General features: G+C 60.2%; 21 protein-coding genes and 1 tRNA gene. 16 read left to right on the forward strand and 6 right to left on the reverse strand.

From position 1 onward, the window contains the following. Nucleotides 1–71 precede the first annotated feature (71 nt). Complete coding sequence (locus tag ACFVTJ_RS06065; protein ID WP_386905540.1) at nt 72–3,833, reverse strand: ATP-binding protein; 3,762 nt, start codon at nt 3,831–3,833, stop codon at nt 72–74. A gap of 315 nt (nt 3,834–4,148) precedes the next feature. Between ACFVTJ_RS06065 and ACFVTJ_RS06070 the strand changes: the two genes are divergently transcribed. The 3 genes from ACFVTJ_RS06070 (at nt 4,149) to ACFVTJ_RS06080 (ending at nt 6,827) form a co-directional block, all read left to right on the forward strand. Next, nucleotides 4,149–4,225: transfer RNA gene (locus ACFVTJ_RS06070), tRNA-His, on the forward strand. A gap of 233 nt (nt 4,226–4,458) precedes the next feature. Beyond that, on the forward strand, nt 4,459–6,090 hold the full coding sequence (locus tag ACFVTJ_RS06075; RefSeq protein WP_386905542.1) for a Ppx/GppA phosphatase family protein: 1,632 nt from the start codon (nt 4,459–4,461) through the stop codon (nt 6,088–6,090). Then, the gene (locus tag ACFVTJ_RS06080) at nt 6,087–6,827 is read left to right on the forward strand and encodes an RlmE family RNA methyltransferase (protein ID WP_386905544.1); all 741 of its coding nucleotides are present in this window, start codon (nt 6,087–6,089) and stop codon (nt 6,825–6,827) included. Before ACFVTJ_RS06075 ends, ACFVTJ_RS06080 begins: the two co-directional genes overlap by 4 nt. On the opposite strand, the gene ACFVTJ_RS06085 is transcribed toward ACFVTJ_RS06080, so the two are convergent. After that, nucleotides 6,828–8,225, reverse strand: a complete 1,398-nt coding sequence (locus ACFVTJ_RS06085) for an MDR family MFS transporter (protein ID WP_386905546.1) — start codon at nt 8,223–8,225, stop codon at nt 6,828–6,830. It abuts the gene before it with no gap. A 193-nt stretch (nt 8,226–8,418) separates the two neighbouring features. Between ACFVTJ_RS06085 and ACFVTJ_RS06090 the strand changes: the two genes are divergently transcribed. The 5 genes from ACFVTJ_RS06090 (at nt 8,419) to ACFVTJ_RS06110 (ending at nt 13,892) form a co-directional block, all read left to right on the forward strand. Then, nucleotides 8,419–9,420, forward strand: coding sequence for an MBL fold metallo-hydrolase (locus ACFVTJ_RS06090; protein ID WP_386905547.1), 1,002 nt, complete (start codon nt 8,419–8,421; stop codon nt 9,418–9,420). 281 nt (nt 9,421–9,701) lie between these two features. Then, entirely contained in the window at nt 9,702–11,207 is a 1,506-nt protein-coding gene (guaB, locus tag ACFVTJ_RS06095; protein ID WP_386905549.1) for an IMP dehydrogenase, read from the forward strand. Nucleotides 11,208–11,299: 92 nt separating this feature from the next. Next, complete coding sequence (locus tag ACFVTJ_RS06100; RefSeq protein WP_386905551.1) at nt 11,300–11,719, forward strand: MAPEG family protein; 420 nt, start codon at nt 11,300–11,302, stop codon at nt 11,717–11,719. Nucleotides 11,720–11,868: 149 nt separating this feature from the next. Further along, nucleotides 11,869–12,897 carry an alcohol dehydrogenase AdhP gene (gene adhP, locus ACFVTJ_RS06105; protein ID WP_004440101.1) on the forward strand — a complete coding sequence of 343 codons (1,029 nt, stop codon included), beginning with the start codon at nt 11,869–11,871 and terminating at the stop codon, nt 12,895–12,897. Between the two features lie 119 nt (nt 12,898–13,016). Beyond that, nucleotides 13,017–13,892, forward strand: a complete 876-nt coding sequence (locus ACFVTJ_RS06110; RefSeq protein WP_386905553.1) for a dienelactone hydrolase family protein — start codon at nt 13,017–13,019, stop codon at nt 13,890–13,892. Nucleotides 13,893–14,155: 263 nt separating this feature from the next. Here the strand turns inward: ACFVTJ_RS06110 and moaB are convergent, their stop codons facing one another. From moaB to ACFVTJ_RS06130, 4 genes are all read right to left on the reverse strand, one after another. Beyond that, complete coding sequence (gene moaB / locus ACFVTJ_RS06115; RefSeq protein WP_386905555.1) at nt 14,156–14,701, reverse strand: molybdenum cofactor biosynthesis protein B; 546 nt, start codon at nt 14,699–14,701, stop codon at nt 14,156–14,158. A 26-nt stretch (nt 14,702–14,727) separates the two neighbouring features. Further along, entirely contained in the window at nt 14,728–15,606 is an 879-nt protein-coding gene (locus ACFVTJ_RS06120; protein WP_386905557.1) for a 4-(cytidine 5'-diphospho)-2-C-methyl-D-erythritol kinase, read from the reverse strand. 6 nt (nt 15,607–15,612) lie between these two features. Further along, nucleotides 15,613–17,457 carry a tetratricopeptide repeat protein gene (locus tag ACFVTJ_RS06125; RefSeq protein ID WP_386905558.1) on the reverse strand — a complete coding sequence of 615 codons (1,845 nt, stop codon included), beginning with the start codon at nt 17,455–17,457 and terminating at the stop codon, nt 15,613–15,615. Nucleotides 17,458–17,647: 190 nt separating this feature from the next. Beyond that, nucleotides 17,648–18,664, reverse strand: coding sequence for a polyprenyl synthetase family protein (locus ACFVTJ_RS06130; RefSeq protein ID WP_003503263.1), 1,017 nt, complete (start codon nt 18,662–18,664; stop codon nt 17,648–17,650). 111 nt (nt 18,665–18,775) lie between these two features. On the opposite strand from ACFVTJ_RS06130, the gene ACFVTJ_RS06135 reads away from it, so the two are divergent. From ACFVTJ_RS06135 to ACFVTJ_RS06170, 8 genes are all read left to right on the forward strand, one after another. Next, nucleotides 18,776–19,006 carry a DUF2007 domain-containing protein gene (locus tag ACFVTJ_RS06135; protein ID WP_063949777.1) on the forward strand — a complete coding sequence of 77 codons (231 nt, stop codon included), beginning with the start codon at nt 18,776–18,778 and terminating at the stop codon, nt 19,004–19,006. A gap of 7 nt (nt 19,007–19,013) precedes the next feature. Beyond that, nucleotides 19,014–19,814 (forward strand): tRNA1(Val) (adenine(37)-N6)-methyltransferase, encoded by an 801-nt coding sequence (locus ACFVTJ_RS06140; protein WP_386905561.1) that lies wholly within the window; start codon nt 19,014–19,016, stop codon nt 19,812–19,814. 87 nt (nt 19,815–19,901) lie between these two features. Further along, a complete protein-coding gene (locus tag ACFVTJ_RS06145) occupies nt 19,902–20,771 on the forward strand; it encodes a S49 family peptidase (RefSeq protein WP_386905563.1) in 870 nt (289 codons plus the stop codon). A gap of 20 nt (nt 20,772–20,791) precedes the next feature. Beyond that, nucleotides 20,792–20,986 (forward strand): NfeD family protein, encoded by a 195-nt coding sequence (locus tag ACFVTJ_RS06150; RefSeq protein WP_003493987.1) that lies wholly within the window; start codon nt 20,792–20,794, stop codon nt 20,984–20,986. Nucleotides 20,987–21,116: 130 nt separating this feature from the next. Further along, nucleotides 21,117–22,049, forward strand: a complete 933-nt coding sequence (locus tag ACFVTJ_RS06155) for a glycine--tRNA ligase subunit alpha (protein ID WP_006699475.1) — start codon at nt 21,117–21,119, stop codon at nt 22,047–22,049. A gap of 78 nt (nt 22,050–22,127) precedes the next feature. After that, nucleotides 22,128–22,679 carry a LemA family protein gene (locus ACFVTJ_RS06160; protein WP_386905565.1) on the forward strand — a complete coding sequence of 184 codons (552 nt, stop codon included), beginning with the start codon at nt 22,128–22,130 and terminating at the stop codon, nt 22,677–22,679. Between the two features lie 74 nt (nt 22,680–22,753). After that, entirely contained in the window at nt 22,754–24,031 is a 1,278-nt protein-coding gene (locus tag ACFVTJ_RS06165; RefSeq protein ID WP_386905567.1) for a 3-phosphoshikimate 1-carboxyvinyltransferase, read from the forward strand. Nucleotides 24,032–24,052: 21 nt separating this feature from the next. After that, nucleotides 24,053–25,990: a DUF2207 domain-containing protein gene (locus ACFVTJ_RS06170; protein ID WP_386905569.1), complete on the forward strand. Its 1,938-nt coding sequence runs from the start codon at nt 24,053–24,055 to the stop codon at nt 25,988–25,990. Nucleotides 25,991–26,062: the final 72 nt, after the last annotated feature.

Genomic DNA, 26,062 nt, shown 5'->3' on the forward strand with positions numbered 1-26,062 from the left:
GCTGTTTTGCAAAAGCCTTGGCCGAGTGATCCTTCAGCCAGCGGCTTCCGCATTGCTACGCCCGCATGCCCTCAGTTGGCAAGAACCCGCTGCGATGGAAAGGTGATTTCCACCAGCGTGCCTTCATTCGGCGTCGATGTAATCGAGAAATTCGCGCGGTTGGCGTCGACCATGGCTTTCGTCAGCGGCAGGCCAAGCCCGGTGCCGTCACCGCGCACGCGCTTGCCGGATGATGCCACCTGCCGGAACGGCTTCATGGCTTGCTCCAGTTCCGCCCGCGTCATGCCGATACCGGTGTCGCGAATACGCAGCGACACGCTGCCATTCGCCTCATAGGCGGTCGAAACGACGATCTGCCCGCCGGATGGTGTGAAGCGGATGGCGTTTGACAGGATGTTCAGCACGATCTGCTTGATCGAGCGCAGGTCGGCGACGATCTGCGGCACGGATTGCGCCAGCGCCGTGCGGATGATGACGCGCTGGTTGTTGGCCTGCGGCTGCACCAGCGACACCGCTTCGGCCACCGTCTCGTTCAAAGGCACGGCGATGAAATCGACATCCATCTGCCCGGCCTCGATCTTGGAAATATCGAGGAGATCATTGACGATGTCGAGCACATGCCGGCCCGAACGGCCAATATCATTGGCATATTCCACATAACGCGGATTGCCGATCGGCCCGAAACGTTCGGTCGCCATCATGTCGGAGAAACCGATGATGGCGTTAAGCGGCGTGCGGATTTCATGGCTGACGCGCGCGAGGAAGTCCGTCTTGTGCGCATTGGCGGTTTCTGCCGCCCGCTTGGCGTTGCGCAACTCTTCTTCCGTGCGCTTCCACTGGGTAATATCGCGGATGACGGCGCAATAGCCATGCGAGGATTTGAGCCGCCCAATGGTCATGAAAAGCGGCAGAAAACCACCGGATGCCTCACGTCCGATCACCTCGCGGCCATCGTTCAGCACGCTGGCGACACCATTATTGGCAAGTCCGGAAAGATAATCCAGTACGGCGCGCTGGCTCTCATGTGCAAAGAGCGTCACGAACGGCTTGCCAGCGATTTCGCCATTGTCATAATTGAACAATGCACTGGCGGACCGGTTGAGCGAGCGGATTTCTCCCTCATCGCCCAGAAGCACCACGCCATCGGTGGCGGTTTCCAGAATGGAATGCAGCTCTTCCATTTCGCCCTGCAACAGGGAGAGGCTGCCTGCCTCCGCATTTTCCGCGGTGTTTTCATTGGCCGCCGTCACCGCCGCCGGCTTTTCTTCCAGCGGAACCAGCGACAGCATCAGCGCCTTAGTCTCTTCCCAGCGGATGGACTGCAGTCGCGCCTTGACCGGAATGATGTCATTTTCGGCGCTGACGACAACCATGCCGCCCTCATTGTCAGGCATGTTCTCCAGTTCCTGCCGCTGCAGCAGTGCTTCCAGCCCGCCGACCTCTTCCAGCTCGGCCAAAGAAGTGTAGCCCGTCAGCCGCAGGAAATCGGGATTGGCGTGGATCAGCCTGTCACCGGCATGAACCAGAAGCGCCACCGGCATCTGATCCAGCGTCTCGGCCGTCAGCGCACTGGCGGCGCGCACTGGCGGGCTCACCATGGAGGCTGCAACGTCGGCAACCGGCTGCTCGTCGGTGGTGGCCACCTGTTTGTCTTCAGAAGCGATGTCTGCGGTGGGCGTTCGAACGAGCGCAGGCTGTTCACCATGAACATAATCGGCAAAGAGATCGTCTTCTTCTGCCGGTTCCGTTGTCTCTGCGTCGTCGCCCATTTCGGAGGAGGCGCTTTCGGTGGTCTCCGCAGCGATGTCTTGCTGGATATCCTGAACGACTGGCTTGGCCGAAATCCCTTCCGCATCCGCCTCGTGGTTTTCCTCCGATGCCGTCTCCGATGGCGCGAGCGCCCGGCCGATCTCACGGAAGGCGGCCTGCTCGCCTGCGGTCAGCCCCTCGCGGGAGCGCGAGCGGCGCTCCTCCAGATGGACGACCTTGTCGGAATTGGAGGTCTCGGGCGCGGCCACTGGCGATTCGAGTTCCGGCGAGATCTCGTCATTGAGCTGTTCTTCCGCAAACAGCTCGTCTGTGACATCGACGTCTGCAACCGGTTCATCAGCCAGCACCGAGTGAGGTTCGTCGTCCGTCTCCTCGTCTTCATCGATAAAGGCCAGCAATTCATGGCTTTCATCTTCGACTGCCGGCTGCGGCAAAATCTCTGCCGGATCAGCCTCTTTGCCATGCAGGAAGGTCAGCCCCGTGGCATGCGGGTCTTCGGTGGCATCGGCGAGACGCACGATGCCGAAACCACGGAAACCGTCAAATTCGCGTGCACGCGTGTAAGTTGGCAGGGCCGCGAGATCGATCGGCACCATCAGCGAGGTGCCTTCCACCGGCCAGTAGATCGTCTTGCCCGACCAGGTGTCGCGCCGGCCGAGAAGCTCGCGGATCTTGCCGTCAGGATCGAGATTGAAGAGGGCTGCGACATCGGCAAAGCCCATGCCTTCCACGGCGGCCGCCTTGGCGCCCACGGCTTCAGCAAATTCGTGCGAAATCGAGCTGAAACGCCCTTCGGCATCGATTTTCCAGACGAAGCGGGAGGCGCGTGCACCGGCATTGAAGACGAAAGGCCGCGCTTCTTCGGCAGTGTCCACGTTTACCGGGGCCGCCTTGTCCTCTTCTGCTGCCGAATCCGCTTCTCCCGCCGGGGTCTCCGCAATTTCTTCGTCGGTAACCGCGCTTTCGGTAGCAGGAGCCACTTCGGCATCGCTTTCCGCGACTGTCCGCTCGATCGAGGGGGCCGCGACTTCATCGGCGTCGAGCTCGAAGAGATCGGCAATGTCGTCGGTCATCGCCATATCAGCGGCGGCATCCGCATCCCGCACGGGAAGCTCCGCCGCTACGTCCGCAAGGCTCTCCGGCATGGGCGGAACATTGTCCTCACCCGGTTCGGCTGCCACGTCCTCTTCGGAATCGGATGGCAGTTCCTGCACCTCTTCCACATCCTCGATACCGGCAACGGCATCGAGCACGGAATCGAAAGAGGCGGTTGCCGTGACAACAGGCGCCGTCTCCGCCACCGGCAGGACTGGCTCGGCGGCGGCCGGGATTTCCTGCGGCCTGTCTTCGGCAAACCCCTTGTCCTCGGTATAACCGTTGACGGGGTCGAGCGTCCCGAGCGCGGTTTCGACAACGAACATCAGGTTCAGTTCGGGCGATGTCGTGATCTGACCGGTGGCGGCGGGCAGATAACCCTTGCCTGTTGGCACCGGGCGTTTGACGAGATGACCGGGCTGACCCGCGGCCATATTGACGAGCGTGCGGGCAGTGTGCGGCGTGATGCCGAGCGACGAAAAGCCTGACGAGGCGGCAATGATCTCATTGTCGCCGTTCAGAACCGCCATATGAATATCCGGATCGTCAAACCCTTCGATCATGCGCCGGGCGCATTCGGCGACATCGGGCGCGGCCTGATCGGTGAGAGCGGAAAACAGGATGGCCGGATGGCCGGGCTCCGCCTCAATGATTTCCGCGCGGGCGGTGACGGCAAGGCTGCGGAAACCCGAAGTGATGCGAATGGTAAACGGCAGGCCATCGCCGGCTTTCGAAAGCCGGGCCGCCGTGGCCGCCAATTGCCGGAAGGTGACATCCTGGCGTTTGGGGCCTTGCTCCAGAAAATCGTAAACCATCGGCGTGCCGAACAGCGCCGCGCCACGCCCATTGGCCCAGAGAACATTTTGAAGGTCGAGCGAAAACAGCGCCATGGCCTCACCGCGCCCGAAACCTTCACGCACCCGTTCATGCACTGCTATATCGATAAAGGGATACTGGACGGCGGGCATGTCGAAACCTATTCTGGCACTACCGGACCTGGCGGGCTTTTGGCTTCCTCATGAAACGCAAAACGTAAACTCGCCAAGGCATCACGTTAACAGAATTTTAAATAACTTCCCAGCGTCGTTGGGTCCACCGCTGACGTCATGAATCGCCAAATAGAGTTAACATCAACAGTCTCCCGGCTGGGGGCTCAGCGACGTGGCCCATTTGAAAAGCGCTTGCCTTTCGCAGCCTTTTTTCGCAAAATTCGACGAGGCACTTGCAAATGGGGGAAACACCTTTTATGTCACCCCCCGTGACGCCGCTTCGGCGTTTCATGTGCGGTTGTAGCTCAGTTGGTTAGAGCGCAGGTTTGTGGCACCTGAGGTCGGTGGTTCGACCCCACTCAACCGTACCATTCCCCTCTCCCGATAAGTTTATATGTCACAAGGACTTACCGGGAGAGGGGAGTATTCTCTCAGACCGGCCTTGCGATTTCCGAAGCGCCTCAAAAAATCCCGAAAATCACTGCCGCTATCGCGATGATGCGCACCCGGCCTCGGTGGGGCATAAGCCCTCACCAATTGCTGCTCGGCAAAAACCATTTGGCTAAAATCTCTTGCGCTGGTATTGTCCACCCAACGAAACCTTATGAAAGCCAGCAGCATAGCGTCTACGCTTGTGCGCGGCGAAATGGACAAGACAGTGATCGACCCCGGAAACGGCCCAAAGCCGTCGGAACAAGGGGCGTCGGTGGCGAACAAAGGGAAAGCGAAGCGATCCCGTCGTGGCAAGAAACACAAGCGTGACGGCAAGCCCCGTGACGCTATTGTGCTGTCGCATGATGTTGCCGCGGATGTTCCGGCCGGTTCCTCCTACGTATCGGCTCTCGAGCCGGATGCCGAGCCGCGCAAGAGAAAGCGCCGCAGGCGCTCCCGTGGCAAAGGCACGTCTCAACAGACGACGGCTGCCGTCGATGGACAGGCGCAGGCTCCAGCCGCATCCGATAGTGCAAATTCATCCTCCGTGCCGCCGGCTGGCGCGCGAAAATCGCGTAACCGCAAACGCGGCCACCGCGATCCCCGTGGCCGTGACCCGCAGGGTCGCCCGCTGGTCCCAACCCCCGCGCCGAAACATGCCGGCAAGCAGAACGGCCGTGCCAATGGCTCGGCACAGGAAACGCATCGGTCACACTCTGAAATCTCCGCCCGCCACGCAGGCCGCCAGCATGAGCATGGTCAGGAGCCGTCGGCGGATATGTATGCGGCGCTCGATCTCGGCACGAATAATTGCCGCCTGCTGATTGCGCAGCCGACGCGGCCCGGCCAGTTCCGGGTAGTCGACGCCTTTTCGCGCATCGTGCGGTTGGGTGAGGGGCTGGTATCGAGCGGCCGGCTTTCCGATGATGCGATGGACCGCGCGGTTGAAGCACTCAAGGTCTGCGCCGCAAAACTCTCCGGTCGCCCGATCCGGCGTATGCGGCTGATCGCGACCGAGGCCTGCCGTGCCGCCTCCAATGGTGAGGAGTTTCTGGCGCGTGTCACGCGGGAAACGGGGCTGAAACTCGAAATCATCAGCCGCGAGACGGAAGCCCGGCTTGCGGTTTCGGGCTGTGCATCGCTTGTCGGGCGCGAGGCGCGTTCCGTCGTGTTGTTCGATATTGGCGGCGGATCGTCGGAAATTGCGGTCATCAAGGTCGGTGAAAATCGCTCCAACCGGCTCGCCAACCACATCACCCACTGGACCTCGTTGCCGGTCGGAGTCGTCACGCTGTCGGAACGCCATGGCGGCCGGGATGTGACGCCTGACGTGTTTGCCGCCATGGTGCGGGAAGTCGAAGGCTTGCTCGATGCCTTTCATTGCCCGCCGCTCGCGCCGCAATTGCATCACGAGGATTTTCATCTCATCGGCACCTCGGGCACGGTCACGACACTTGCGGGCGTCCATCTTGATCTGCCGCGATATGATCGGCGCAAGGTGGATGGTCTCTGGCTTTCCGATGCCGAGGTGACGGCCATGCAGGACAAGTTGCTGGCATGGGATTTCGCCGGCCGCGCCGCGAATGCCTGCATCGGGCCTGACAGGGCCGATCTGGTTCTGGCCGGCTGCGCCATTCTCGAGGCCATTCGCCGCCGTTGGCCGGCACGCCGCATGCGGGTGGCGGATCGTGGCCTGCGTGAAGGTCTCTTGACGGATATGATGGCGGATGATGGCGCATGGCGGCGCAACCGCATAAGGCGCATGCAGATGGTACGGCAGGATAGAACGGAAGGTTTGACATGAGCAAGGCGCCGACAAGCACCAACCGCACCGGCCGCAAGATCGGCCAGAAGGTCAAGAAGACCAAGCTCAAGGCCTCGTCGCGCCGTTGGCTGGAACGTCATATCAATGACCCCTACGTACAGCGTGCCAAGCTGGAAGGTTATCGCGCCCGCGCTGCCTTCAAGCTCTTGGAAATCAACGACAAGCATCAGATTCTGAAGGGCGCGACCCGTATCATCGACCTGGGCGCTGCCCCTGGAAGCTGGTCGCAGATCGCCTCCAAGGTGACGGATTCAACCGAGGATGATATCCGCGTCGCGGCCATCGATTTCCTCGAGATCGATCCGATCCCCGGCGTCAAGATCCTGCAGCTCGACTTCCTCGATCCGACCGCGCCGGACCAGCTGATGGAAGCCGTTGGCGGCACGCCGGACCTTGTCTTGTCCGATATGGCCGCGCCGACCACGGGTCACCAGAAGACCGACCACATCCGCACCATGCATCTTTGCGAAGTCGCTGCCGATTTTGCCGTGCAGGTTCTGGCGGAAGGCGGCCATTTCCTCGCCAAGACCTTCCAGGGCGGCACCGAAAAGGCGTTGCTGGACATGCTGAAGAAGAACTTCAAGCAGGTTCTGCACATCAAGCCCGCGTCGTCACGCTCGGAATCGGTCGAAATGTTCCTGCTTGCCAAGCACTTCAAGGGCCGCAAGAACGAGCCACAGATTGATGCGGAAGCCGAAGGGGCCTCCGAAGACTGATCACTCTGCCGGTTGCGAAATCTTGCCGCGGTGGCCGGAAACGGCCGCGCCGGCCTGTGCGTCCATGCGGATGATCGGCACGATGGCGAACAGCGATACCAGCGCCACGATGGTGAAGGCGACGTGGAAATCGGCAAGCTGCAGATGGGTGCCAGACATGATGCTGCTGACTTCCAGAATGGAGGCAGCGAAGGCGACGCCAAGCGCCAGGCTGATCTGTTGCAGCACGGATGCCATCGAGGTTGCCTGACTAGCCTGGCTGTCCTCGATATCAGAATAGCTGAGCGCGTTCGATCCGGTGAAGAAGAAGGAACGGGCAAATCCCGCCGTCACCAGGCAGATCATGATCAGCGGGTAGGGCGTATCAGGCGTGAACAAGCTGTTGGCCAGCGTCGTAAACGCGCCGACGATGCCCGCCCCGATCAGCGTTGACCTGAACCCTGTCGCGGCAAAGACCCGCTTGGCCATGAATTTCGTGGTGATCGCGCCGATTGCGCCAGCAAAGGTGATCATGCCCGACTGGAACGGGTTGAGCCCGAAGCCGATCTGCAACATCAGGGGCATCAGGAAGGGGATGGCGCCGGTGGAAATGCGGAAAACGGTGCCGCCGACGGTGGCCGCCCGGAACGTTGGGTTGCGGAAAATTCGGAAATCCAGAATGGGGGCCGGGTGGTTTGCCGCGTGGCGCATGTAAAGAAAGCCGCAGATGAAACCGATGATCGTCGAGGCGATGCCGATGGCGGGCGGCAACGCCGGGAGGCTGACGACCGACACGCCGAAAACCACACCCGACGCGGCAAGGCCTGATAACACGAAACCCTTGCCATCCATCGGCGGCGGATTGGTGGTTTCGATTTCCGGCAGAAAGATCGTCGACAGCCAGATGCCAATGAGGCCGATCGGCACGTTGATGAGGAAAATCCAGTGCCATGAAAAATAGGTGGTGATGAAGCCGCCGATCGGTGGGCCGGTCAGTGGCCCGACGAGTGCTGGTATCGTCAGCAGCGCCATGGCTGAAACGAGTTCGCTGCGCTTCGTCGTTCGCAGGAGGACGAGGCGGCCGACGGGCGTCATCATCGCGCCGCCCATGCCTTGCAGGAAACGCGAGACGACGAATTCGAACACCGACGACGAGACAGCGCAGCAGATCGACCCGACAACGAAAACGCCGATGGCGAAACGGAAGATTTTCTTCGCGCCGTATTTGTCGGCCATCCAGCCACTGATGGGGATGAAGATCGCCAATGACACCATATAGGCCGTCAGCGCGAGCTTGAGCGTGATCGGACCGACATGGAGATCAGCTGCAATCGCCGGAAGCGAAGTGGCGATGACGGTGGAGTCCATCTGCTCCATGAAGAGAGCGACTGCCAGGATGAGGGGAATGATGCGGTTCATGAGGCTGCCTGCGGCTTTCCGCTGCGACAAAGAATATCGCCGTTCCTCCTACGCCTGATAAGCGGGCTTGCCAACACGTTAATTATCAATTTCTCAACTTCCGATCAAACCTGCGTGAGGCCGGTTTTCTTGCAACTTTCTCGCTCTATTGTCCGTTGGGTGAGATCAGTTGGTGATATCGGGAGACAAGATGATGACCCAATCCTTGAGCATGAGCAGACGCGGCCTCATCGGTGCGGCCGGCGCAAGCGTTCTCGGCGCGCCGCTTTTGATGACGCGCGGCGCGAACGCCCAGACCAACCAGCCGCAAACCTCCATGGAGATAAAACACGCCATGCCACCGGAAACCAACCGCTTCAAGCTCGGCAATTTCGAGGTGCTGGTCGTCAAGGACGGCGCGCGCGCCGCGCCCAACCCGGGTGAGACCTTCGGCACCGACCAGTCGGCAGAGGCCGTGGGCAAATTGCTGGAAGATAATTTTCTACCGAAGGATCAGTTCGTCAATTCCTTCTCGCCGGTTCTTATCAACACCGGCTCCGATCTCGTGCTGTTCGATACGGGTTTCGGAGAGGCTGGCCGCGGCGCCGGCAATGGTCGCCTGACCGAAGGCATGGCTGCGGCTGGTTATTCCCCCGAGGACGTGACCGTGGTGGTGCTGACCCATATGCATGGCGACCACATCGGCGGCCTGATGGAGAAGGGCGCTCCGGCTTTTTCCAAGGCGCGTTATGTCTTCGGCCAGGCGGAATATGATTTCTGGACGGATGAAAAGCGTGTCGGCACTCCCGCTGAAGGTGGTCACAAGGGCGTTCTCGCCAACGTCAAGCCGCTGGCCGAAAAGGCAACCTTCATCGGTGATGGCGCCAGTGTGGTTTCAGGCATCACCGGCATTGCCGCTTTCGGTCATTCGCCGGGACATATGATCTTCCGTGTCGAATCGGAAGGTAAGCAACTTATCCTGACGGCAGATACCGCCAACCATTTCGTCCTGTCGTTGCAGCGGCCGGACTGGGAGGTGAAGTTCGACATGGACAAGGCGGCTGCGGCTTCGACCCGCAAGAAGGTTTATGACATGATCGCCACCGACCGGCTGCCATTCCTTGGCTATCACATGCCTTTCCCGTCCGTCGGTTACGCGGAGAAGCTGGATACGGGTTATCGTTTCGTGCCGAAATCCTACCAGTTCGACATCTAATGCATGTCGCGCAGAAGTGTTCAGCGGTTGCGACAGCGACATGCATAAAAACAAGCAGTTAAAGCGTGCTGTATGGGGCAAGGACCCACAAGACGTGCTTTAACGTCTGCTGCAATGCAGCAACAGAGAAAACCCGGAAGGTTATTCCGGGTTTTTTCTATTCCCTTCCTGTCATGAACGTGTTACCAGCCCTCGCCAACTTCCAAGCAATCCTTGCAGGGCGCCGGGGTGAACTTTTCGTTCCGGAAGGCCACGCATTTTCAGTATGAAGGAATTTGGTCATGGCACGCATCATTCAAACACCCACTGGTTTGGACGCTCTCACATTTGACGATGTGTTGCTGCAACCCGGACATTCCGAGGTTATGCCGGGACAGACGAATATCGCCACCCGCATTGCCCGTGATATCGATCTCAACCTTCCGATCCTCTCTTCCGCCATGGACACGGTCACGGAAGGCCGCCTTGCCATCGCCATGGCGCAGGCCGGCGGCATCGGCGTCATCCACCGCAACCTTACCCCCATCGAACAGGCCGAAGAAGTCCGGCAGGTAAAGAAGTTCGAGAGCGGCATGGTCGTCAACCCGGTCACCATCGGCCCGGATGCCACGCTGGCAGAAGCACAGGCTTTGATGAAGGCGCACGGCATTTCCGGCATTCCGGTGGTGGAAAACGGCGGCTCCGGCGGCCACAAGAACGGACGACTCGTCGGCATCCTGACCAATCGCGACGTCCGCTTCGCCTCCGATCCGCAGCAGAAAATCTACGAACTGATGACCCGTGAAAATCTGGTCACGGTCAAGGAAAGCAGCGTTGATCAACAGGAAGCGCGCCGCCTGCTGCACAAGCACCGCATTGAAAAACTGCTGGTGGTGGACGCCAAGGGCAATTGCGTCGGCCTCATCACCGTCAAGGATATTGAGAAGTCGCAGCTGAACCCCAATGCCACCAAGGATGCGCAGGGCCGTCTTCGCGCCGCCGCCGCCATCAGCGTTGGTGCAGATGCGATCGAGCGCGCTGAGCGCCTTATCGATGCCGGTGTCGACCTTCTGGTCGTGGATACCGCGCATGGTCATTCGCAGCGCGTGCTGGACGCTGTTTCTGTCGTCAAGAAGATGTCCAACTCGGTTCGCATCATCGCCGGCAATGTCGCGACCGCCGACGGCACGAAGGCTCTGATCGATGCCGGCGCCGATGGCGTCAAGGTCGGTATAGGCCCCGGCTCGATTTGCACCACCCGCATCGTCGCTGGCGTCGGCGTTCCTCAGCTTGCCGCGATCATGTCGTCGGTTGAAGTCGCCAATGCGGCTGACATTCCCGTCATCGCCGATGGCGGTATCAAGTTCTCGGGCGATCTGGCCAAGGCAATCGCTGCCGGCGCTTCCGCCGTTATGATCGGCTCGCTGCTCGCCGGCACCGATGAAAGCCCGGGTGAAGTGTTCCTGTATCAGGGCCGTTCCTTCAAGGCCTATCGCGGCATGGGCTCCGTTGGTGCCATGGCGCGTGGTTCGGCAGACCGCTATTTCCAGGCGGAAGTGCGCGATACGCTGAAGCTGGTGCCTGAAGGCATTGAAGGTCAGGTTCCCTACAAGGGCCCGGTTTCCGGCGTCCTGCACCAGCTGGCCGGTGGCCTCAAGGCCGCCATGGGTTATGTTGGCGGCAGCAACATCAAGGAATTCCAGGAACGCGCCACCTTCGTGCGTATCTCCAGCGCCGGACTTCGTGAAAGCCACGCCCATGACGTGACGATCACGCGCGAAAGCCCGAACTATCCTGGCGCGGTTTGATCTTTCGAGCCGAATCCGTAAAAGGATGCTGAGTGTTTGGCGCTCCTCGATTCACGCCGGATCGGGGAGCGTTTTCATGATTGGAGAAAAGCATGTCCCCGACAACTGCAATGTTCTGGCCGATGATCGCCCATGCGTTTCTCGTTTTCATTCTTTATGGACTGCTTTTATACCGGCGTAAAAACCAGACGCTCACCAGCAAGGATGCTGTCACCCAATATCGCGAAAAAGGCGTAGAGGGGCAGGCCAGCTCCCTCGTCAACAGAAACATCGCCAATCAGTTCGAACTTCCGGCTCTCTTTCACGCCATCTGTCTGCTGCTTTACATTACTGATGCGGACAATGTGGTGACCGTTGTTCTCGCCTGGCTTTTTGTAATCTCTCGTTATGCGCATTCCTACGTCCATGTGACCAGCAACCGGCTGCGATATCGGGCGCCGCTGTTCGGAATTGGCTTTGCACTGCTGGTCTGCCTGTGGGCATGGCTCGCCATATGGTTGGCGCTGGAATAAATCAGCACCGTGAGGTTGCTTCATAAGTGAGACAATACCGACTTGGAAAATGCTGCGATTTGCGATGGGTCAATTCCATGAAACCCCATTCCCGTTAGTCTCTGCCTGCCGTCGAGGATTTCCGGCGAGCAGAGATTAGGGAGTATGTCATGGCTAAAACAATGAAGGCGGCGGTCGTCCGCGCATTTGGAAAACCGCTGACCATCGAGGAAGTGGCGATACCGGATCCCGGCCCCGGTGAAATTCTCATCAACTACAAGGCGACGGGCATTTGCCACACCGACCTGCACGCCGCAACCGGCGACTGGCCAGTCAAACCCAATCCGCCCTTCATCCCCGGCCACGAAGGTGTCGGTTATGTTGCGAAGATCGGCGCTGGCGTCACCGGCATCAAGGAAGGTGACCGCGCCGGCACGCCCTGGCTTTACACCGCCTGCGGATGCTGCATCCCCTGCCGTACGGGCTGGGAAACGCTGTGCCCGAGCCAGAAGAATTCCGGCTATTCCGTCAATGGCAGCTTTGCCGAATATGGTCTTGCCGATCCGAAATTCGTCGGCCGCCTGCCGGATAATCTCGACTTCGGCCCGGCAGCCCCGGTGCTCTGCGCCGGCGTCACCGTCTATAAGGGCCTCAAGGAAACTGAAGTCAGGCCCGGTGAGTGGGTGGTCATCTCAGGCATTGGCGGCCTCGGTCATATGGCCGTGCAATATGCCAAGGCCATGGGCATGCATGTTGTTGCCGCCGATATTTTCGATGACAAGCTGGCGCTTGCCAAAAAACTCGGCGCTGATGTCGTCGTCAACGGCCGTGCGCCTGACGCGGTAGAGCAGGTGCAGAAGGCGACCGGCGGTGTCCATGGCGCGCTGGTGACCGCGGTCTCGCCCAAGGCCATGGAGCAGGCCTATGGTTTCCTGCGCTCCAAGGGTACGATGGCGCTTGTCGGCCTGCCGCCGGGCTTCATCTCCATTCCGGTGTTCGACACGGTGCTGAAGCGCATCACGGTGCGCGGCTCCATCGTCGGCACGCGGCAGGATCTGGAGGAAGCGCTGACCTTTGCCGGCGAAGGCAAGGTGGCGGCTCACTTCTCGTGGGACAAGCTCGAAAACATCAACGATATCTTCCACCGTATGGAAGAGGGCAAGATCGACGGTCGTATCGTCGTGGACCTCGCCGCCTGATGTGAAAATCCGGAAGCGGCGCTCACGCAAATGTGTGGCGCCGCCGTGCACCGGCCTCGTTCCCAGCCCTTAGATCTGCGCTATCCTCCCGCATCCGTGCGTCCAAGGAGGATAGAGCGATGGACAAGCCCAAGATTACGCAGGCCATGATCGACGCTTATGATGAATATACCCATCTCAGCCTCGATCGCCGCAAATTCATGGAAAAGCTCAGCGTGCTCGCCGGCTCCGGCGCGGCGGCCGCGGCAATTGCCCCGCTTCTTTCCGCCAACAGCGCCCGCGCCGCCATCGTCGCGCCTGATGATGCAGGCATTGTTGCGGAAGACGTGACCTATCCGGCGCCCGGTGGCGAGATGAAGGCTTATCTCGTCACGCCGAAATCGGCGTCCGGTGCCATTGGTTCCGTCATCGTCATCCATGAAAACCGGGGCCTGAACGACCATATCCGTGATGTGGCGAGGCGCGTGGCGCTTGCCGGTTTCCGGGCGATGGCGGTCGATTTCCTATCGCCGCAGGGTGGTACGCCGGCGGATGAGGACAAGGCACGGGAAATGTTCAGTGGTCTCGATATGGAGGCAACCGTCGCCAATGCCGAAGCGGGCCGGGTCTGGCTTGCGGCAAGGCAAGGAGCGAATGGCAAGGTCGGCGCGGTCGGCTTCTGCTGGGGCGGCGGGCTGGTCAACCGTTTCGCCACCAAATCGGCGGGCCTGAAAGCCGGTGTCGCCTATTACGGCCAGCAGGCCCCGGCGGCTGATGTGCCGGCCATAAAGGCGCCGCTGCTTTTGCACTACGCCGGTCTCGACGAACGCATCAATGCCGGCATCGATGCTTACAAGAAGGCGCTGGAGGAAAACGGCAAGACCTTCGAGAGTTTTGTCTATAACGGCGTCAACCATGCCTTTAACAACGATACCTCCGCGGCGCGCTATGACAAGGCGGCTGCCGATCTCGCCTGGGGGCGGACGGTGGAGTTTTTCAAGAAATATCTGGGGTGATTGGGTTTTGAGCGGGCAGCTGTTCTTCTCGCCGGTGGGGAGCGTAGATGTTCTGGATGTTGTCCATTGACAGCGAATCGAGGGCGCGCGGGGCTTACCCCCCTCTGCCCTGCCGGGCATCTCCCCCTCAAGGGGGAGATCGGCAAGACGCACTACCTCAACTTCATTCTTAGGCTGTGAGATGGGCAAAAACCTCGCCGCAGGTCGATCTCCCCCCTTGAGGGGGAGATGCCCGGCAGGGCAGAGGGGGGTAAAGCCCTACCCTAAACCCCACCACTCCCACGTTTCAAATGCTCATCCAACCGCGGCATAATCTCCACGAAATTACATGGCAGATGACGATAATCGAGTTGCGCCTTGAGGATACCATCCCAGGCATCCTTGCAGGCCCCCGGTGATCCCGGCAGCACGAAGATGAAGGTCGCATTCGCCACACCACCGGTCGCGCGTGACTGGATAGTGGCGGTGCCGATCTTGTCATAGGAAATGCGATGGAAGAGGGCCGAAAACCCGTCCATGCGCTTTTCGAACAGCGGCTCCAGCGCCTCGGGTGTCACATCGCGGCCGGTAAAGCCCGTGCCGCCTGTCGTGATGACCACATCCACGCCGTCAGACAGCGTCCATTCGCGCACCGTGTCTGCGATCGCCGCCTTGTCGTCCGGTACGATGGCGCGGGCAGCGAGCCTGTGGCCCGCGTCCTCCAGTCTTGCGACGAGTGTGTCACCGGACTTGTCGTTCTCCAGCGTCCGGCTGTCCGAAACGGTCAGAACCGCAATGCCAAGGGGAATGAAGGGTCTATCGCCTGCCATGGCTTTATCCTCGAAATATCCGGTCCTCAAATGGTCCGCGTTGCCTGAAAATACCAGCCTGGGCGCTTTTTCCGAAGCGATGTTTCCGCGTTTAGAGCGGCATCGAAGGAATGAAAAATCCCGAAACAGGTTGCCCCCGAACCGGACATGCGCACAAGGGTGGCGCCTTCCGCAGACAGCAGCCCGGTCATCTCCCCGATTTCAGGCAGCAGCGACTGAGCGGGTGGTTGCAGATCGTTGCGGCTTTGAGCGAGAAAATCCATCCAGCCCGTCGTCGAATGGGCGGGTAGGTGGGAATTGACCTTGTTCTGCAGTCGCCGGAAAATCTCCGGTGTCGAGACTGCCTTTAGCGGATTGGCCAGAACCATGGCGAGTTCCGGCAGGTCGGTAAGGACTTCGATGTCCTCGCCTATGCCACGCGCGATCAGTGGCCGGCTTGCAAGGCACATTGGCACGTCTGCACCGAGCTCCAGTGCGAGAGAGGCGAGATTTTCCGGTGCAATAATGGCACCCCAGTGCCGCAGGAGCCCCCGCAGCGTGGCCGCGGCATCCGCCGAACCGCCACCGATACCCGACGCAACCGGCAGGTTTTTTTCAAGGTGAATACCGACCGGGCGGGCAGGCTGGCCTGTTAATGTCAGAGCATCGCGCAACGTGTCTCTGGCGCGGGTGACGAGATTATCGCCACCATCGCTTAGAAGATCGCCGAACGGGCCTGAAATGGAGAAACTGTCGGCGGCAGCGTCGCGAATGCAAATCACGTCACCGGCTTCGGTGAATGTCACCAGCGTTTCAAGCAGATGGTAGCCATCCGCCCGCTGGCCGGTGACATGCAGCGCCAGATTGATCTTGGCCGGGGCCGCCTCGATTGTCTCGGTGGCCCCGGAAACCTCATGCAGGCGCATGTGGCGTCAGGATTTCTTGTCCGGCGTAGGTGCCGCCGGTGCCGGAGGGGCTGGCGGCTGCGGCGCCACATCCTTCTTGGCGGTGTTTTCAGCGTCCTTTTCGACAGGCGGCAGGCCGTTGGCGATCTTTTCCTTCACCTTGGCTTTGTCCACATCGTCATTGTCGCCGATGAGCGCACGGTTCCACTGGTAAACAGCCTCGATCTTGCGGCCAACGCGCCAATAGGCATCGCCCAAATGGTCGTTGATGGTGGGATCGCCAGCCTTGAGCTCGATGGCGCGCTCCAGTTCCGTCACGGCCTGATCAAAGTCACCGAGCCGGAAATGCGCCCAACCGAGCGAATCGACGATATAGCCGTCATTCGGGCGAAGCTCGACGGCGCGGCTGATCATCTTCATGCCTTCATCGAGATTGATGCCCTTGTCCACCCAGGAATAACCCAGATAGTTAAGAACCTGCGGCTGCTCGGGGTTCAACTCCAGCGCCCGCTTGAAATTCGGTTCGGCCTTGTCCCATTGCTTCAGCCGCTCATAGGCAATGCCGCGCTGGAAGAAGACGGACCAGTCGGACTTCTGCGGCACCGCGCCGATGACTTCGACCGCCTTGTCGTAGTTCTCCGCCATCGCCTTGTAGTCCTTGGCGTCGGAAAGCACGCTGCCATAAGCGAGATAGGAGCGGATGTCCTTCGGATCGGATTCCAGCAGTGACTGGAGATGCTTGCGCGACTCGTCCACCTTGCCGGTCTGCGCCAGCGTCAATCCGAGTTGCAGCTCGGAAATGCGGTGCATCGGCGAATCCTTCGGGACTTCGCGATAGAAGGAGATGGCGCGCTCGGGCTGTTTCATCGCTTCGGCAAGGCCGCCGAGAAGAATGAGGGTGTCCGGGCTCTTCGGGTCGAGGGCGCGCGAGGTCTGCAGATAAAGCGTCACGATCTCTTCGGCGCCCTCACGGTTCAGCGCGCCGGCGATCGAGAACATCACGCTGGCCGCACCCTCCACCGCGTTGGTGATCTGCTGCTCCGGCTTTTCACCCTTTTCGATCGCCTCGCGAAGCGCTTTCAGCGGTGCATAATTCGGCGCGAAAGTATCGCCGACGGCGATCGCGTCCAATGCTTTCTGCTTGTTGCCGGCGGAAGCTTCAAGCCGGGCAAGCGCCATGACCGCGCGCATATAGGTATCGGAAGCGGTGGCCCCGCCTTCGCGGTCCGTCACAGCTTCGTTCAGGCTCTTGCGGGCGGCTTCAGTATTCCCGGAAACAAGCGCGATGGCCGCGGCGTTGTATTTCTGGAAGATCGAAATCCAGCCCGGACCCTTCATGTTGTTAACGAGTGCCAGCGCTTCTTTCGGTTTGCCGGCACCGGCACGCGCCCACGCTGTCAAAAGCGTGTTGACCATGCGGTCGAGATCGTTCGGGCCGGAATATTTCAGGATCTTCTCGGCCTTGGTGAATTCCTTGTCCTTGATGGCGTCGAGGCCACGCACGATGGTCGTGACGCGTTCCACCGAGGTATCGTCCTTCATCGAATCGGCAATCTTGGCGCCAGCCTCGAAATTGCCGCTCAGAAGTTCGGCGATCATCAGCCGCTGGCGAATTTCGGAATTTGCCGGATCGTATTCCAGCGCCTTCTTGTAGAGCGAAATTGCGGTGGGGTAGTCCTGATCGACGTCTGCGTTCCGTCCGGCGAGGAAAGCGCCGGAGAACGTGTTGACCTTGCCGGGATCGAAGGTAACGGCTTTGTCTTCCGGTTTTGCCTTCGTCTCCGCAAAGCCGGGGCTTGCACCCGCGCCGATTGCGAGAGCAGCGGCAAGAGCCGCGCTGCAGAGAAGACGGAGTGCTGGTTTACGCCGCATGAGGGAACCTTTGCCTTTGTGCAGGAGCACGGAAAAATCAGTTTCCATTGTTTGGTCACGATAGAATGGCTTTTTTGAAGCAACCCCGCAAGAAATTATGGCGGGGTCACAATCACGCCTTGAGGAGAAAATGACCGCGAAACGAGCGGCGGAAGGAGGATTCATCCGCCGTTGTCCCGGCCTTCCACCGTCAGTTCAGACGCTCGATGCAGAAGTCGATGACTTCCAGAAGCGCATCTTTCCAAGGGCTCTGCGGCAGCGGCGCGAGCGCGTCGCGGGCAATGGTGCCGTAATGCGTGGCGCGGCCGATCGTATCGCCGAGGCCGTTATATTTGGTGATCAGGCCAAGCGCCTTCTCGAGGTTCTCATCGCTGCTTTCGCCCTTTTCGATGGCCGTGCGCCAGAAAGCGCGCTCATCCTGGGTGCCGCGGCGATAGGACAGGATGACCGGCAGCGTGATCTTGCCTTCGCGGAAATCGTCGCCCGTGTTCTTGCCGAGATCGGCGGACTTGCCGCCATAGTCCAGGACGTCATCGACCAGCTGAAAGGCGAGGCCGAGATTCATGCCATAGGATTTCAGCGCACTGCGGGTGGCCTTGTCCGTCTTGGCGACGATGGGGCCGACTTCGGCCGCTGCGGCAAAGAGAGCGGCCGTCTTGGCGCGAATCACCTGCAGGTAATCGTCTTCTGTCGTTTCCATGTTCTTGGCGACGGAAAGCTGCAGCACCTCGCCTTCGGCGATGACCGACGCAGCGGTAGACAGCACGTCAAGCGCATCGAGAGAGCCGACATCCACCATCATGCGGAAAGCCTGGCCAAGCAGGAAGTCGCCGACGAGAACGCTTGCCTGGTTACCCCAGATAGTGCGTGCGGTGGATTTGCCGCGACGTAGATCGCTTTCATCCACCACATCGTCATGCAGAAGCGTCGCCGTGTGCATGAACTCCACGCTGGTGGCGAGCTTGATGTGATTATCGCCCTCGTAACCGAACATCGAGGCCGAGGCGAGCGTCAGCATCGGCCGCAGGCGCTTGCCGCCTGACGAGATGAGGTGGTTGGCTACCTCGGGTATCATCTGGACATCGGAACCCGCCTTGGAAAGGATAAGCTGGTTCACCCGTTCCATGTCGGGGCGGGTCAGGTCGACAAGCGGCTTGACGGATGCGAGTTTGTTTTTGCTTTCTTCAAGCGGTATGACGACGCCCAAGGGACAGGACTCCAGTTCGAATTTGAATTCGACAATAAAAACTGACGCCTTGCGCGGCAAGGGGCGAATTGCCGCTAGCCATTCAAAAAGATGGGAATTTAAGGTCTATCCATGCGTGAACTGATCCGTACCAACGATGCCGTGCTTCTTTCCTTCGCCGAAAGCCTGATGAAGGACGCCGGCATTCACTGCCTCATTGCCGATCAGGCGATGAGCATTCTGGAGGGATCGCTCGGCCTTTTGCCGCGAAGGTTCCTGGTGGAAGACGACCGCGCCGATCAGGCCCGCCGCATTCTCATCGATGCGGGGCTCGGCGACGAATTGCGCAATCAAGAGGCTTGAGCGGCAAGTGAGCGAAGGCATTTCCGAAACGATCGACGCTTTTCATCGGGGGCGCTTTCACATCGTCCAGCCGAAGGGGAGGGGGCACCGGGCGGGCATGGACGCCATGCTTCTGGCCTCGCTGGTGGCGGATGAGCGTGCCTGCCGCATCGCCGATCTCGGCGCGGGTGCGGGAGCTGCCGGGATGGCTGTGGCGGCAAGGCTCGAAAAGGCGCAGGTGACGCTTTATGAACGGTCGCCGGAAATGGTGCAATTTGCTCGCCGCAGCCTCGAATTGCCCGAGAATGCCGCCTTTTCCGCGCGGGTGAATGTGTGCGAGGCGGATGTGACGCTGCGTGCGAAAGCGCGTGTCGCGGCCGGACTGCCCGACGATCATTTCCATCACGTCATCATGAATCCGCCCTATAATGATGCGGGCGACCGCCGCACGCCGGATGCTCTGAAGGCCGAGGCCCACGCGATGACGGACGGCCTGTTCGAGGACTGGATCAGGACTGCGGGCGCGATTATGGTCTCGGGCGGGCAACTTTCCCTGATTGCGCGGCCGCAATCGGTGGCGGACATCATCGCCGCCTGCGGCAGCCGTTTTGGCGGTCTGGAAATCACCCTCATTCATCCACGTCCCGGCGAGGATGCGGTGCGTATGCTCGTCACCGCCATCAAGGGTTCGCGCGCACGGCTGTCCTTCCGCTCACCCCTTATCATGCACGAGACCGGCAGCCACGCCTTTACCCCTTTCGTGGATGACCTCAACAATGGTCGCGCCGCCTATTCCCGTCATGGAAGGGCAATCAGACCCGGCTTATAAAATCAGCGTGACGCCAGCCGCATGCCATTGTGTTTTGCCCGGCGATACATACATCCGTGTCGATGAAGTCATTGCTGTGAGGATTGATTGGTGGGTTTTCTGACGTATCTGGTGCCGAAACGCTTTCGTAAAAAGGAGCTCGTCATTCCCGTGGTGCGCATGCATGGCGCGATCATGGCCGGCGGCAACCAGTTCCGCCCCGCCCTCAATCTCGCGTCCTATGCGCCGCTTCTCGAAAAGGCCTTCGCCTTAAAGGATGCCCCGGCCGTCGCCATTTCGCTCAACTCGCCCGGCGGCTCGCCGGTGCAGGCGCGAATGATCTATAACCGTATCCGCCAGCTTGCCGAGGAAAAGGACAAGAAAGTCCTGATTTTCGTGGAGGACGTCGCAGCCTCGGGCGGCTACATGATCGCGCTTGCCGGCGATGAGATCATCGCCGACCCCACCTCCATCGTCGGTTCGATCGGCGTCGTCTCCGGCGGCTTCGGTTTTCCGGAAATGCTGCGGAAGATCGGCGTGGAGCGCCGCGTCTATACGGCCGGCGAAAACAAGGTCATCCTCGATCCCTTCCAGCCGGAAAAGGAAGGCGACATCGAATACCTGAAGTCGCTCCAGGTCGAAATCCACAATATTTTCATAGATATGGTCAAGATGCGCCGCGGCTCGAAGCTGAAGGGCGACGAGACGATCTTCTCCGGCCTGTTCTGGACCGGCATGCGCGGCCTCGACCTTGGCCTGATCGACGGGCTGGGCGACATGAGGGAGGTTTTACGTCGCCGTTACGGCACCAAGGTCAAGCTCCAGCTCGTCAGTGGCGGTCGCACGCTGTTCGGCAAAAAGGTGCCCGGCGTCAACGCGGCGCTGGATGTAAATGCTGAAAGGCTGGCTGCGGGCGCGGTTTCGGGTCTTGCGGAGGTCGCCGAAGAAAAGGCATTGTGGTCGCGCTTCGGTCTATGATGTCTCGGGAATAAAGCCTTATGGCGCAGCTTATTACAATTCTTCTTCTGGTGGTGGGATCCGTCATCCTTTACCGCCGTTTCGTCCGCGATGCCGAAAAGCTCTCGGCCAAATCGAAACAGCGCGAAAAGGAACGCGAGACCGGGGCTATCGGCACGCTGATCAAGGACCCGGAAACCGGCGAGTATCGGGTAAAGCGCGAGGATGAGGCGTAAGGCCGCGGCTTTACGCATAAAACCTTGACCCCCACGCCCTGCCGTGGCACCAGTCCGCATCCGAAGTAAGTCAATGCTTACTTGTCCTCCTAACGCCGCGATGACTGAAATGACCGATGTTCCCGACCATATGAACCCCAAGCGTTCCTTTCAGGCGCTGATCCTGACGCTGCATAATTACTGGGCCGATAAGGGCTGCGCGGTACTGCAGCCTTACGATATGGAAGTGGGCGCGGGTACGTTCCATCCGGCGACGACGCTTCGCGCGCTTGGTCCCAAGCCATGGAAGGCCGCTTACGTGCAGCCGTCGCGCCGTCCTTCTGATGGGCGTTACGGGGAAAACCCCAACCGTCTGCAGCATTATTACCAGTATCAGGTCATTCTGAAGCCCAATCCTTCCAACCTGCAGGAGCTCTATCTCGGTTCGCTGAAGGCGATCGGCCTCGACCCTCTGCTGCACGACGTGCGCTTCGTCGAAGACGACTGGGAAAGCCCGACGCTTGGCGCCTGGGGCCTCGGCTGGGAATGCTGGTGCGATGGCATGGAAGTTTCGCAGTTCACCTACTTCCAGCAGGTCTGCGGTATCGAATGCTCGCCGGTTGCGGGCGAGCTGACCTATGGTCTGGAGCGTCTGGCCATGTATGTTCAGGGCGTCGACAATGTCTACGACCTGAACTTCAACGGCCGCGAAGGCGAAGAAAAGATTTCCTACGGCGACGTGTTTTTGCAGGCCGAGCAGGAATATTCCCGCCACAACTTCGAATTCGCCGATACGGCCATGCTGCATCGTCATTTCATCGACGCCGAAAAGGAATGCCAGGCGCTTCTCGCTGCCGGTGCGCCCGGTGACAACGACAATCAGCGCCTGCATAAATGCGTGTTCCCGGCCTATGACCAGTGCATCAAGGCCAGCCATGTCTTTAACCTTCTGGATGCGCGCGGCGTAATCTCGGTCACGGAACGCCAGAGCTATATCCTGCGCGTGCGCACGCTGGCGAAAGCCTGCGGCGAAGCTTTCCTGCTCACGGATGCGGGCGGACTGAACTGGAACAGGGCTGCCTGAACCTTTATGTAAGGCGGGGCAACAGTCTAACGTGCGGACGCCGTTCTGGTGTCCGCACCTCTTGAGGAGGGGTAGGGAATGTTCATCACGCTGGCAATCATCGCGGCAATCGCGCTTTATGTCGTCTTCATCTATAACGGTCTCGTCAAGGCGCGGCAGATGAAGGAAGAGGCGTGGTCGGGCATCGACGTACAGCTGAAGCGCCGCGCCGATCTCATCCCCAACCTCATCGAGACCGTGAAGGGTTACGCGGCCCATGAAAAGAGCACCTTTGAGGAGGTGGTCAACCTGCGCAATCGGGCGCAGGCCGTGCCGGCGGGCGATGTCGAAGGCCGCGCCCAGGCGGAAGGGCTGCTGTCGCAGGCGCTCGGCAAGCTCTTTGCGCTCGCAGAAGCCTATCCCGATCTGAAAGCCAATACGAACTTTCTGGAATTGCAGCGCTCGCTCGAGACCATCGAAGGCGAACTCCAGATGTCGCGTCGTTATTACAATGGTGCGGCGCGCGATCTCAACGTCAAGGTGGAGAGCTTCCCGTCCAACCTTGTGGCGGGGCAGTTCGGTTTTGCCAAGGCGCCCTATTTCGAGATCGACAATCCGGCCGACCGCGCCGTGCCGACCGTCAAGTTCTAAGCGCCGGCTCACAATTTACCGCCGATATTCCGATAGCCCGGCTTTGCGCCGCATTCTTTGACAAGACGACGATCATGATCGAACTGACCATCACCCCGCCCGGCCACCCGCTTTCCGGCAAGGTGGAGCCGCCCGGTTCCAAATCCATTACCAACCGTGCACTTCTGCTGGCCGGCCTCGCCAAGGGCAAAAGCCGTCTCACCGGCGCGCTGAAGAGCGACGATACGCTTTATATGGCCGAGGCCCTGCGTGAGATGGGTGTCAAGGTAACCGAGCCTGACGCCACCACCTTCGTGGTGGAGAGTTCAGGTGTGTTGCATCAGCCGGAAAAGCCGCTTTTCCTCGGTAATGCCGGCACAGCCACGCGGTTCCTCACCGCCGCTGCCGCCCTTGTGGATGGTGCCGTCATCATCGATGGCGACGAGCATATGCGCAAACGCCCGATCATGCCGCTGGTGGAAGCCCTGCGCTCCCTCGGCGTTGAAGCGGATGCGCCGACCGGCTGCCCGCCCGTCACCGTCTGTGGCAAGGGTACGGGTTTCCCGAAGGGCAGCGTTACCATCGACGCCAACCTTTCCAGCCAATATGTGTCCGCACTGCTGATGGCCGCCGCCTGCGGCGACAAGCCTGTCGATATCATTCTCAAGGGCGAAGAAATCGGCGCGAAGGGCTATATCGATCTTACCACATCGGCCATGGAAGCCTTCGGCGCGAAGGTGGAGCGGGTCAGCAACGCCATCTGGCGCGTGCATCCGACGGGTTATACGGCAACCGATTTCCACATCGAGCCGGATGCCTCCGCCGCCACCTATCTCTGGGGCGCGGAGCTTCTGACCGGCGGCGCAATCGATATCGGCACGCCGGCCGACAAGTTCACCCAGCCGGATGCCAAGGCCTATGAGGTCATGGCGCAGTTTCCGCATCTACCCGCCGAAATCGACGGCTCGCAGATGCAGGATGCCATTCCCACCATCGCGGTTCTCGCCGCCTTCAACGAGACGCCGGTGCGTTTCGTCGGCATCGCCAATCTGCGTGTCAAGGAATGCGACCGTATCCGCGCCGTTTCGCTCGGCCTCAACGAAATCCGCGACGGTCTGGCGCATGAGGAAGGCGATGACCTGATCGTGCATTCCGATCCCTCGCTCGCGGGCCAGACTGTCGAAGCCTCGATCGATACCTTTGCCGACCACCGTATTGCCATGAGCTTTGCGCTGGCGGCGCTGAAGATCGGCGGCATTGCCATCCAGAACCCTGCCTGCGTGGGCAAGACCTATCCGAACTATTGGAAGGAGCTTGGCTCGCTAGGCGTCGCGTACACGGAAAAGGAAAGCGCTGCCGAACCGCAGCACTGAAGCCATGAGGAGGGACCGCCCGTGAAGACCATCGTCGCAAGACTTCTCGCGCTGTTCGTCTTCCTCGGCGCGGCCTTCCCGGCTTTCGCGGAAGAGTTCATCCGTTCGTATCATTCGGTCATCGAGGTTGCGCAAGACGGAAAGCTGACGGTGACGGAGACCATCACTGCCCGCGCCGAAGGCCAGAACATCAAACGCGGCATCTTCCGCGATTTCCCGCTTTATGCGCTGGATGCGAATAACCGCCGCACCAAGGTGGATTTCAACGTCGTTTCGGTGGAGCGGGACGGTACGGCGGAAGATTGGCGCACCGAAAATATCGATGGCGGCATCCGCATCTATACCGGCAGCGCCGACCGGTTTCTGACGACCGGCGAACATATCTTCCAGATCACCTACACCACCGCCCGGCAGATCCGTTATTTCAGCGATTATGACGAGCTGACCTGGAATGTCACCGGCAATGGCTGGCAATTCCCGATGGGTGAGATTTCCGCGACCATCACGCTGCCACAGGGCGTAAAAGCCACGGATACAGCCGTCTTTACCGGACCACCCGGTGCAAAAGGCAAGGACGCCCGCATCCTTAGCGAAGGCAACGAGGTGTTCTTCGCCTCCACCCGCCCGTTTTCGGTGGGCGAGGGCATGACGGTTGCCGTCAAGCTGCCGAAGGGTGCGATTGCCGCGCCTGATGCATCTGAGGAGGCGGGTTGGTGGCTGCGCGATAATATGGCCATCCTGCTTTCCGGCGGCGGGCTATTTGTCGTGCTGCTTTATTATTTGCGGGCATGGTTCGCGGTGGGCCGCGATCCGGCCCGCGGCGTGGTCGTGCCGCGCTGGGATGCGCCGGAGGGACTTTCTCCGGCTCTGGTCAATTATGTCGATAACAGGGGTTTTTCCGGCGCGGGCTGGACGGCGCTCTCCGCTTCCGCACTTGATCTTGCGGTGAAGGGGTTCGTCGTTCTGGAAGACCTGAAGAATTCCATTGTCATCAGGCGCACGGAAAAGGCAACCGCTGCCGACCTGCCGACCGGCCAGAAAACACTGCTTTCCTCTATCGGCGGTCCGGGTGAGACGCTGACGATCGACAAGGCCCATGGGGCGGAGGTCGAAAAGGTCGGAACGCAGTTCCGCGCGGCGATAGAGAAGGAACATCGCGGCAAATACTACCGCAGCAATGCCGGTTACACGGTGTTCGGTATCATCTTCAGCATTGCCATCATAGTCGCGACGCTGGCATTTGGCGATCTCGATGAGAACGCCATTGTCGCTGTCGTGATATTCGGTTTCTTTGGCTTCTTCTTCAGCGTCCTGTCGATTGGCATAGGCCGGCAATTTTCGCGTGGCGCGCCGTTGCGCAAGCGTATCGGCGGCATAGTCATGCTGGCCTTTGCCGGTTTCGTGGCTTTTTCGGTCATAGGCGGCATCGCATCGCAAATCCTGCTGGATGTGACGCATGATACAAAATCGCTGGCGCTGGCCGCCATCGGCGGCATCATTCTCACCAATGCGCTGTTCCTGTTTCTGATGGGCGCGCCGACGCCGCTCGGTCGCAAGCTGATGGATGGCATTGAAGGCCTCCGAACCTATCTGACGCTCGCCGAAAAGGACCGGATGAACATGGCGGGCGCGCCGGCCATGTCGCCGCAGCATTTCGAAACGCTGCTGCCCTATGCCGTGGCGCTCGGCGTCGAAAAACCCTGGAGCCGTACGTTCGAGACCTGGCTCGCAACCGCCGCCGCCGGTGCCGCCGCGGCAAGTTATGCGCCCGGCTGGTACCTGGGCAGCAATTACGGCAGCTTTGGCGACAGGATCGGTGGATTTTCCACCTCTATGGCCAGTACCATCGCCTCCACCATTCCCCAGCCTGTAAGTTCGTCCAACTCCAGCTTTTCGAGCGGCGGTGGCGGCGGTTCGTCGGGTTCCGGCGGCGGCGGGGGCGGTGGTGGCGGCTGGTAACGCCTGCAGGCGGTAATTTAACCGATAGCTGGTGACTTTTGCCGCTGGTCTTGCTAAGTCCGCGACACTCTT

The sequence above is a fragment of the Agrobacterium sp. NPDC058088 genome, from assembly GCF_042885035.1.
Classification (GTDB): Bacteria; Pseudomonadota; Alphaproteobacteria; order Rhizobiales; family Rhizobiaceae; genus Agrobacterium.

Bases quoted from the DNA above. Each gene is read 5' to 3' on its own strand.
- ACFVTJ_RS06120 (WP_386905557.1), bottom strand. From the start codon at position 15,606: ATGCGCCTGCATGAGGTTTCCGGGGCCACCGAGACAATCGAGGCGGCC.
- ACFVTJ_RS06165 (WP_386905567.1), top strand. From the start codon at position 22,754: ATGATCGAACTGACCATCACCCCGCCCGGCCACCCGCTTTCCGGCAAG.
- guaB (WP_386905549.1), top strand. From the start codon at position 9,702: ATGGCACGCATCATTCAAACACCCACTGGTTTGGACGCTCTCACATTT.
- ACFVTJ_RS06150 (WP_003493987.1), top strand. From the start codon at position 20,792: ATGGCGCAGCTTATTACAATTCTTCTTCTGGTGGTGGGATCCGTCATC.
- ACFVTJ_RS06125 (WP_386905558.1), bottom strand. From the start codon at position 17,457: ATGCGGCGTAAACCAGCACTCCGTCTTCTCTGCAGCGCGGCTCTTGCC.
- ACFVTJ_RS06065 (WP_386905540.1), bottom strand. From the start codon at position 3,833: ATGCCCGCCGTCCAGTATCCCTTTATCGATATAGCAGTGCATGAACGG.
- ACFVTJ_RS06100 (WP_386905551.1), top strand. From the start codon at position 11,300: ATGTCCCCGACAACTGCAATGTTCTGGCCGATGATCGCCCATGCGTTT.
- ACFVTJ_RS06075 (WP_386905542.1), top strand. From the start codon at position 4,459: ATGAAAGCCAGCAGCATAGCGTCTACGCTTGTGCGCGGCGAAATGGAC.
- ACFVTJ_RS06160 (WP_386905565.1), top strand. From the start codon at position 22,128: ATGTTCATCACGCTGGCAATCATCGCGGCAATCGCGCTTTATGTCGTC.
- moaB (WP_386905555.1), bottom strand. From the start codon at position 14,701: ATGGCAGGCGATAGACCCTTCATTCCCCTTGGCATTGCGGTTCTGACC.
- adhP (WP_004440101.1), top strand. From the start codon at position 11,869: ATGGCTAAAACAATGAAGGCGGCGGTCGTCCGCGCATTTGGAAAACCG.
- ACFVTJ_RS06135 (WP_063949777.1), top strand. From the start codon at position 18,776: ATGCGTGAACTGATCCGTACCAACGATGCCGTGCTTCTTTCCTTCGCC.
- ACFVTJ_RS06085 (WP_386905546.1), bottom strand. From the start codon at position 8,225: ATGAACCGCATCATTCCCCTCATCCTGGCAGTCGCTCTCTTCATGGAG.
- ACFVTJ_RS06110 (WP_386905553.1), top strand. From the start codon at position 13,017: ATGGACAAGCCCAAGATTACGCAGGCCATGATCGACGCTTATGATGAA.
- ACFVTJ_RS06155 (WP_006699475.1), top strand. From the start codon at position 21,117: ATGAACCCCAAGCGTTCCTTTCAGGCGCTGATCCTGACGCTGCATAAT.
- ACFVTJ_RS06090 (WP_386905547.1), top strand. From the start codon at position 8,419: ATGACCCAATCCTTGAGCATGAGCAGACGCGGCCTCATCGGTGCGGCC.
- ACFVTJ_RS06080 (WP_386905544.1), top strand. From the start codon at position 6,087: ATGAGCAAGGCGCCGACAAGCACCAACCGCACCGGCCGCAAGATCGGC.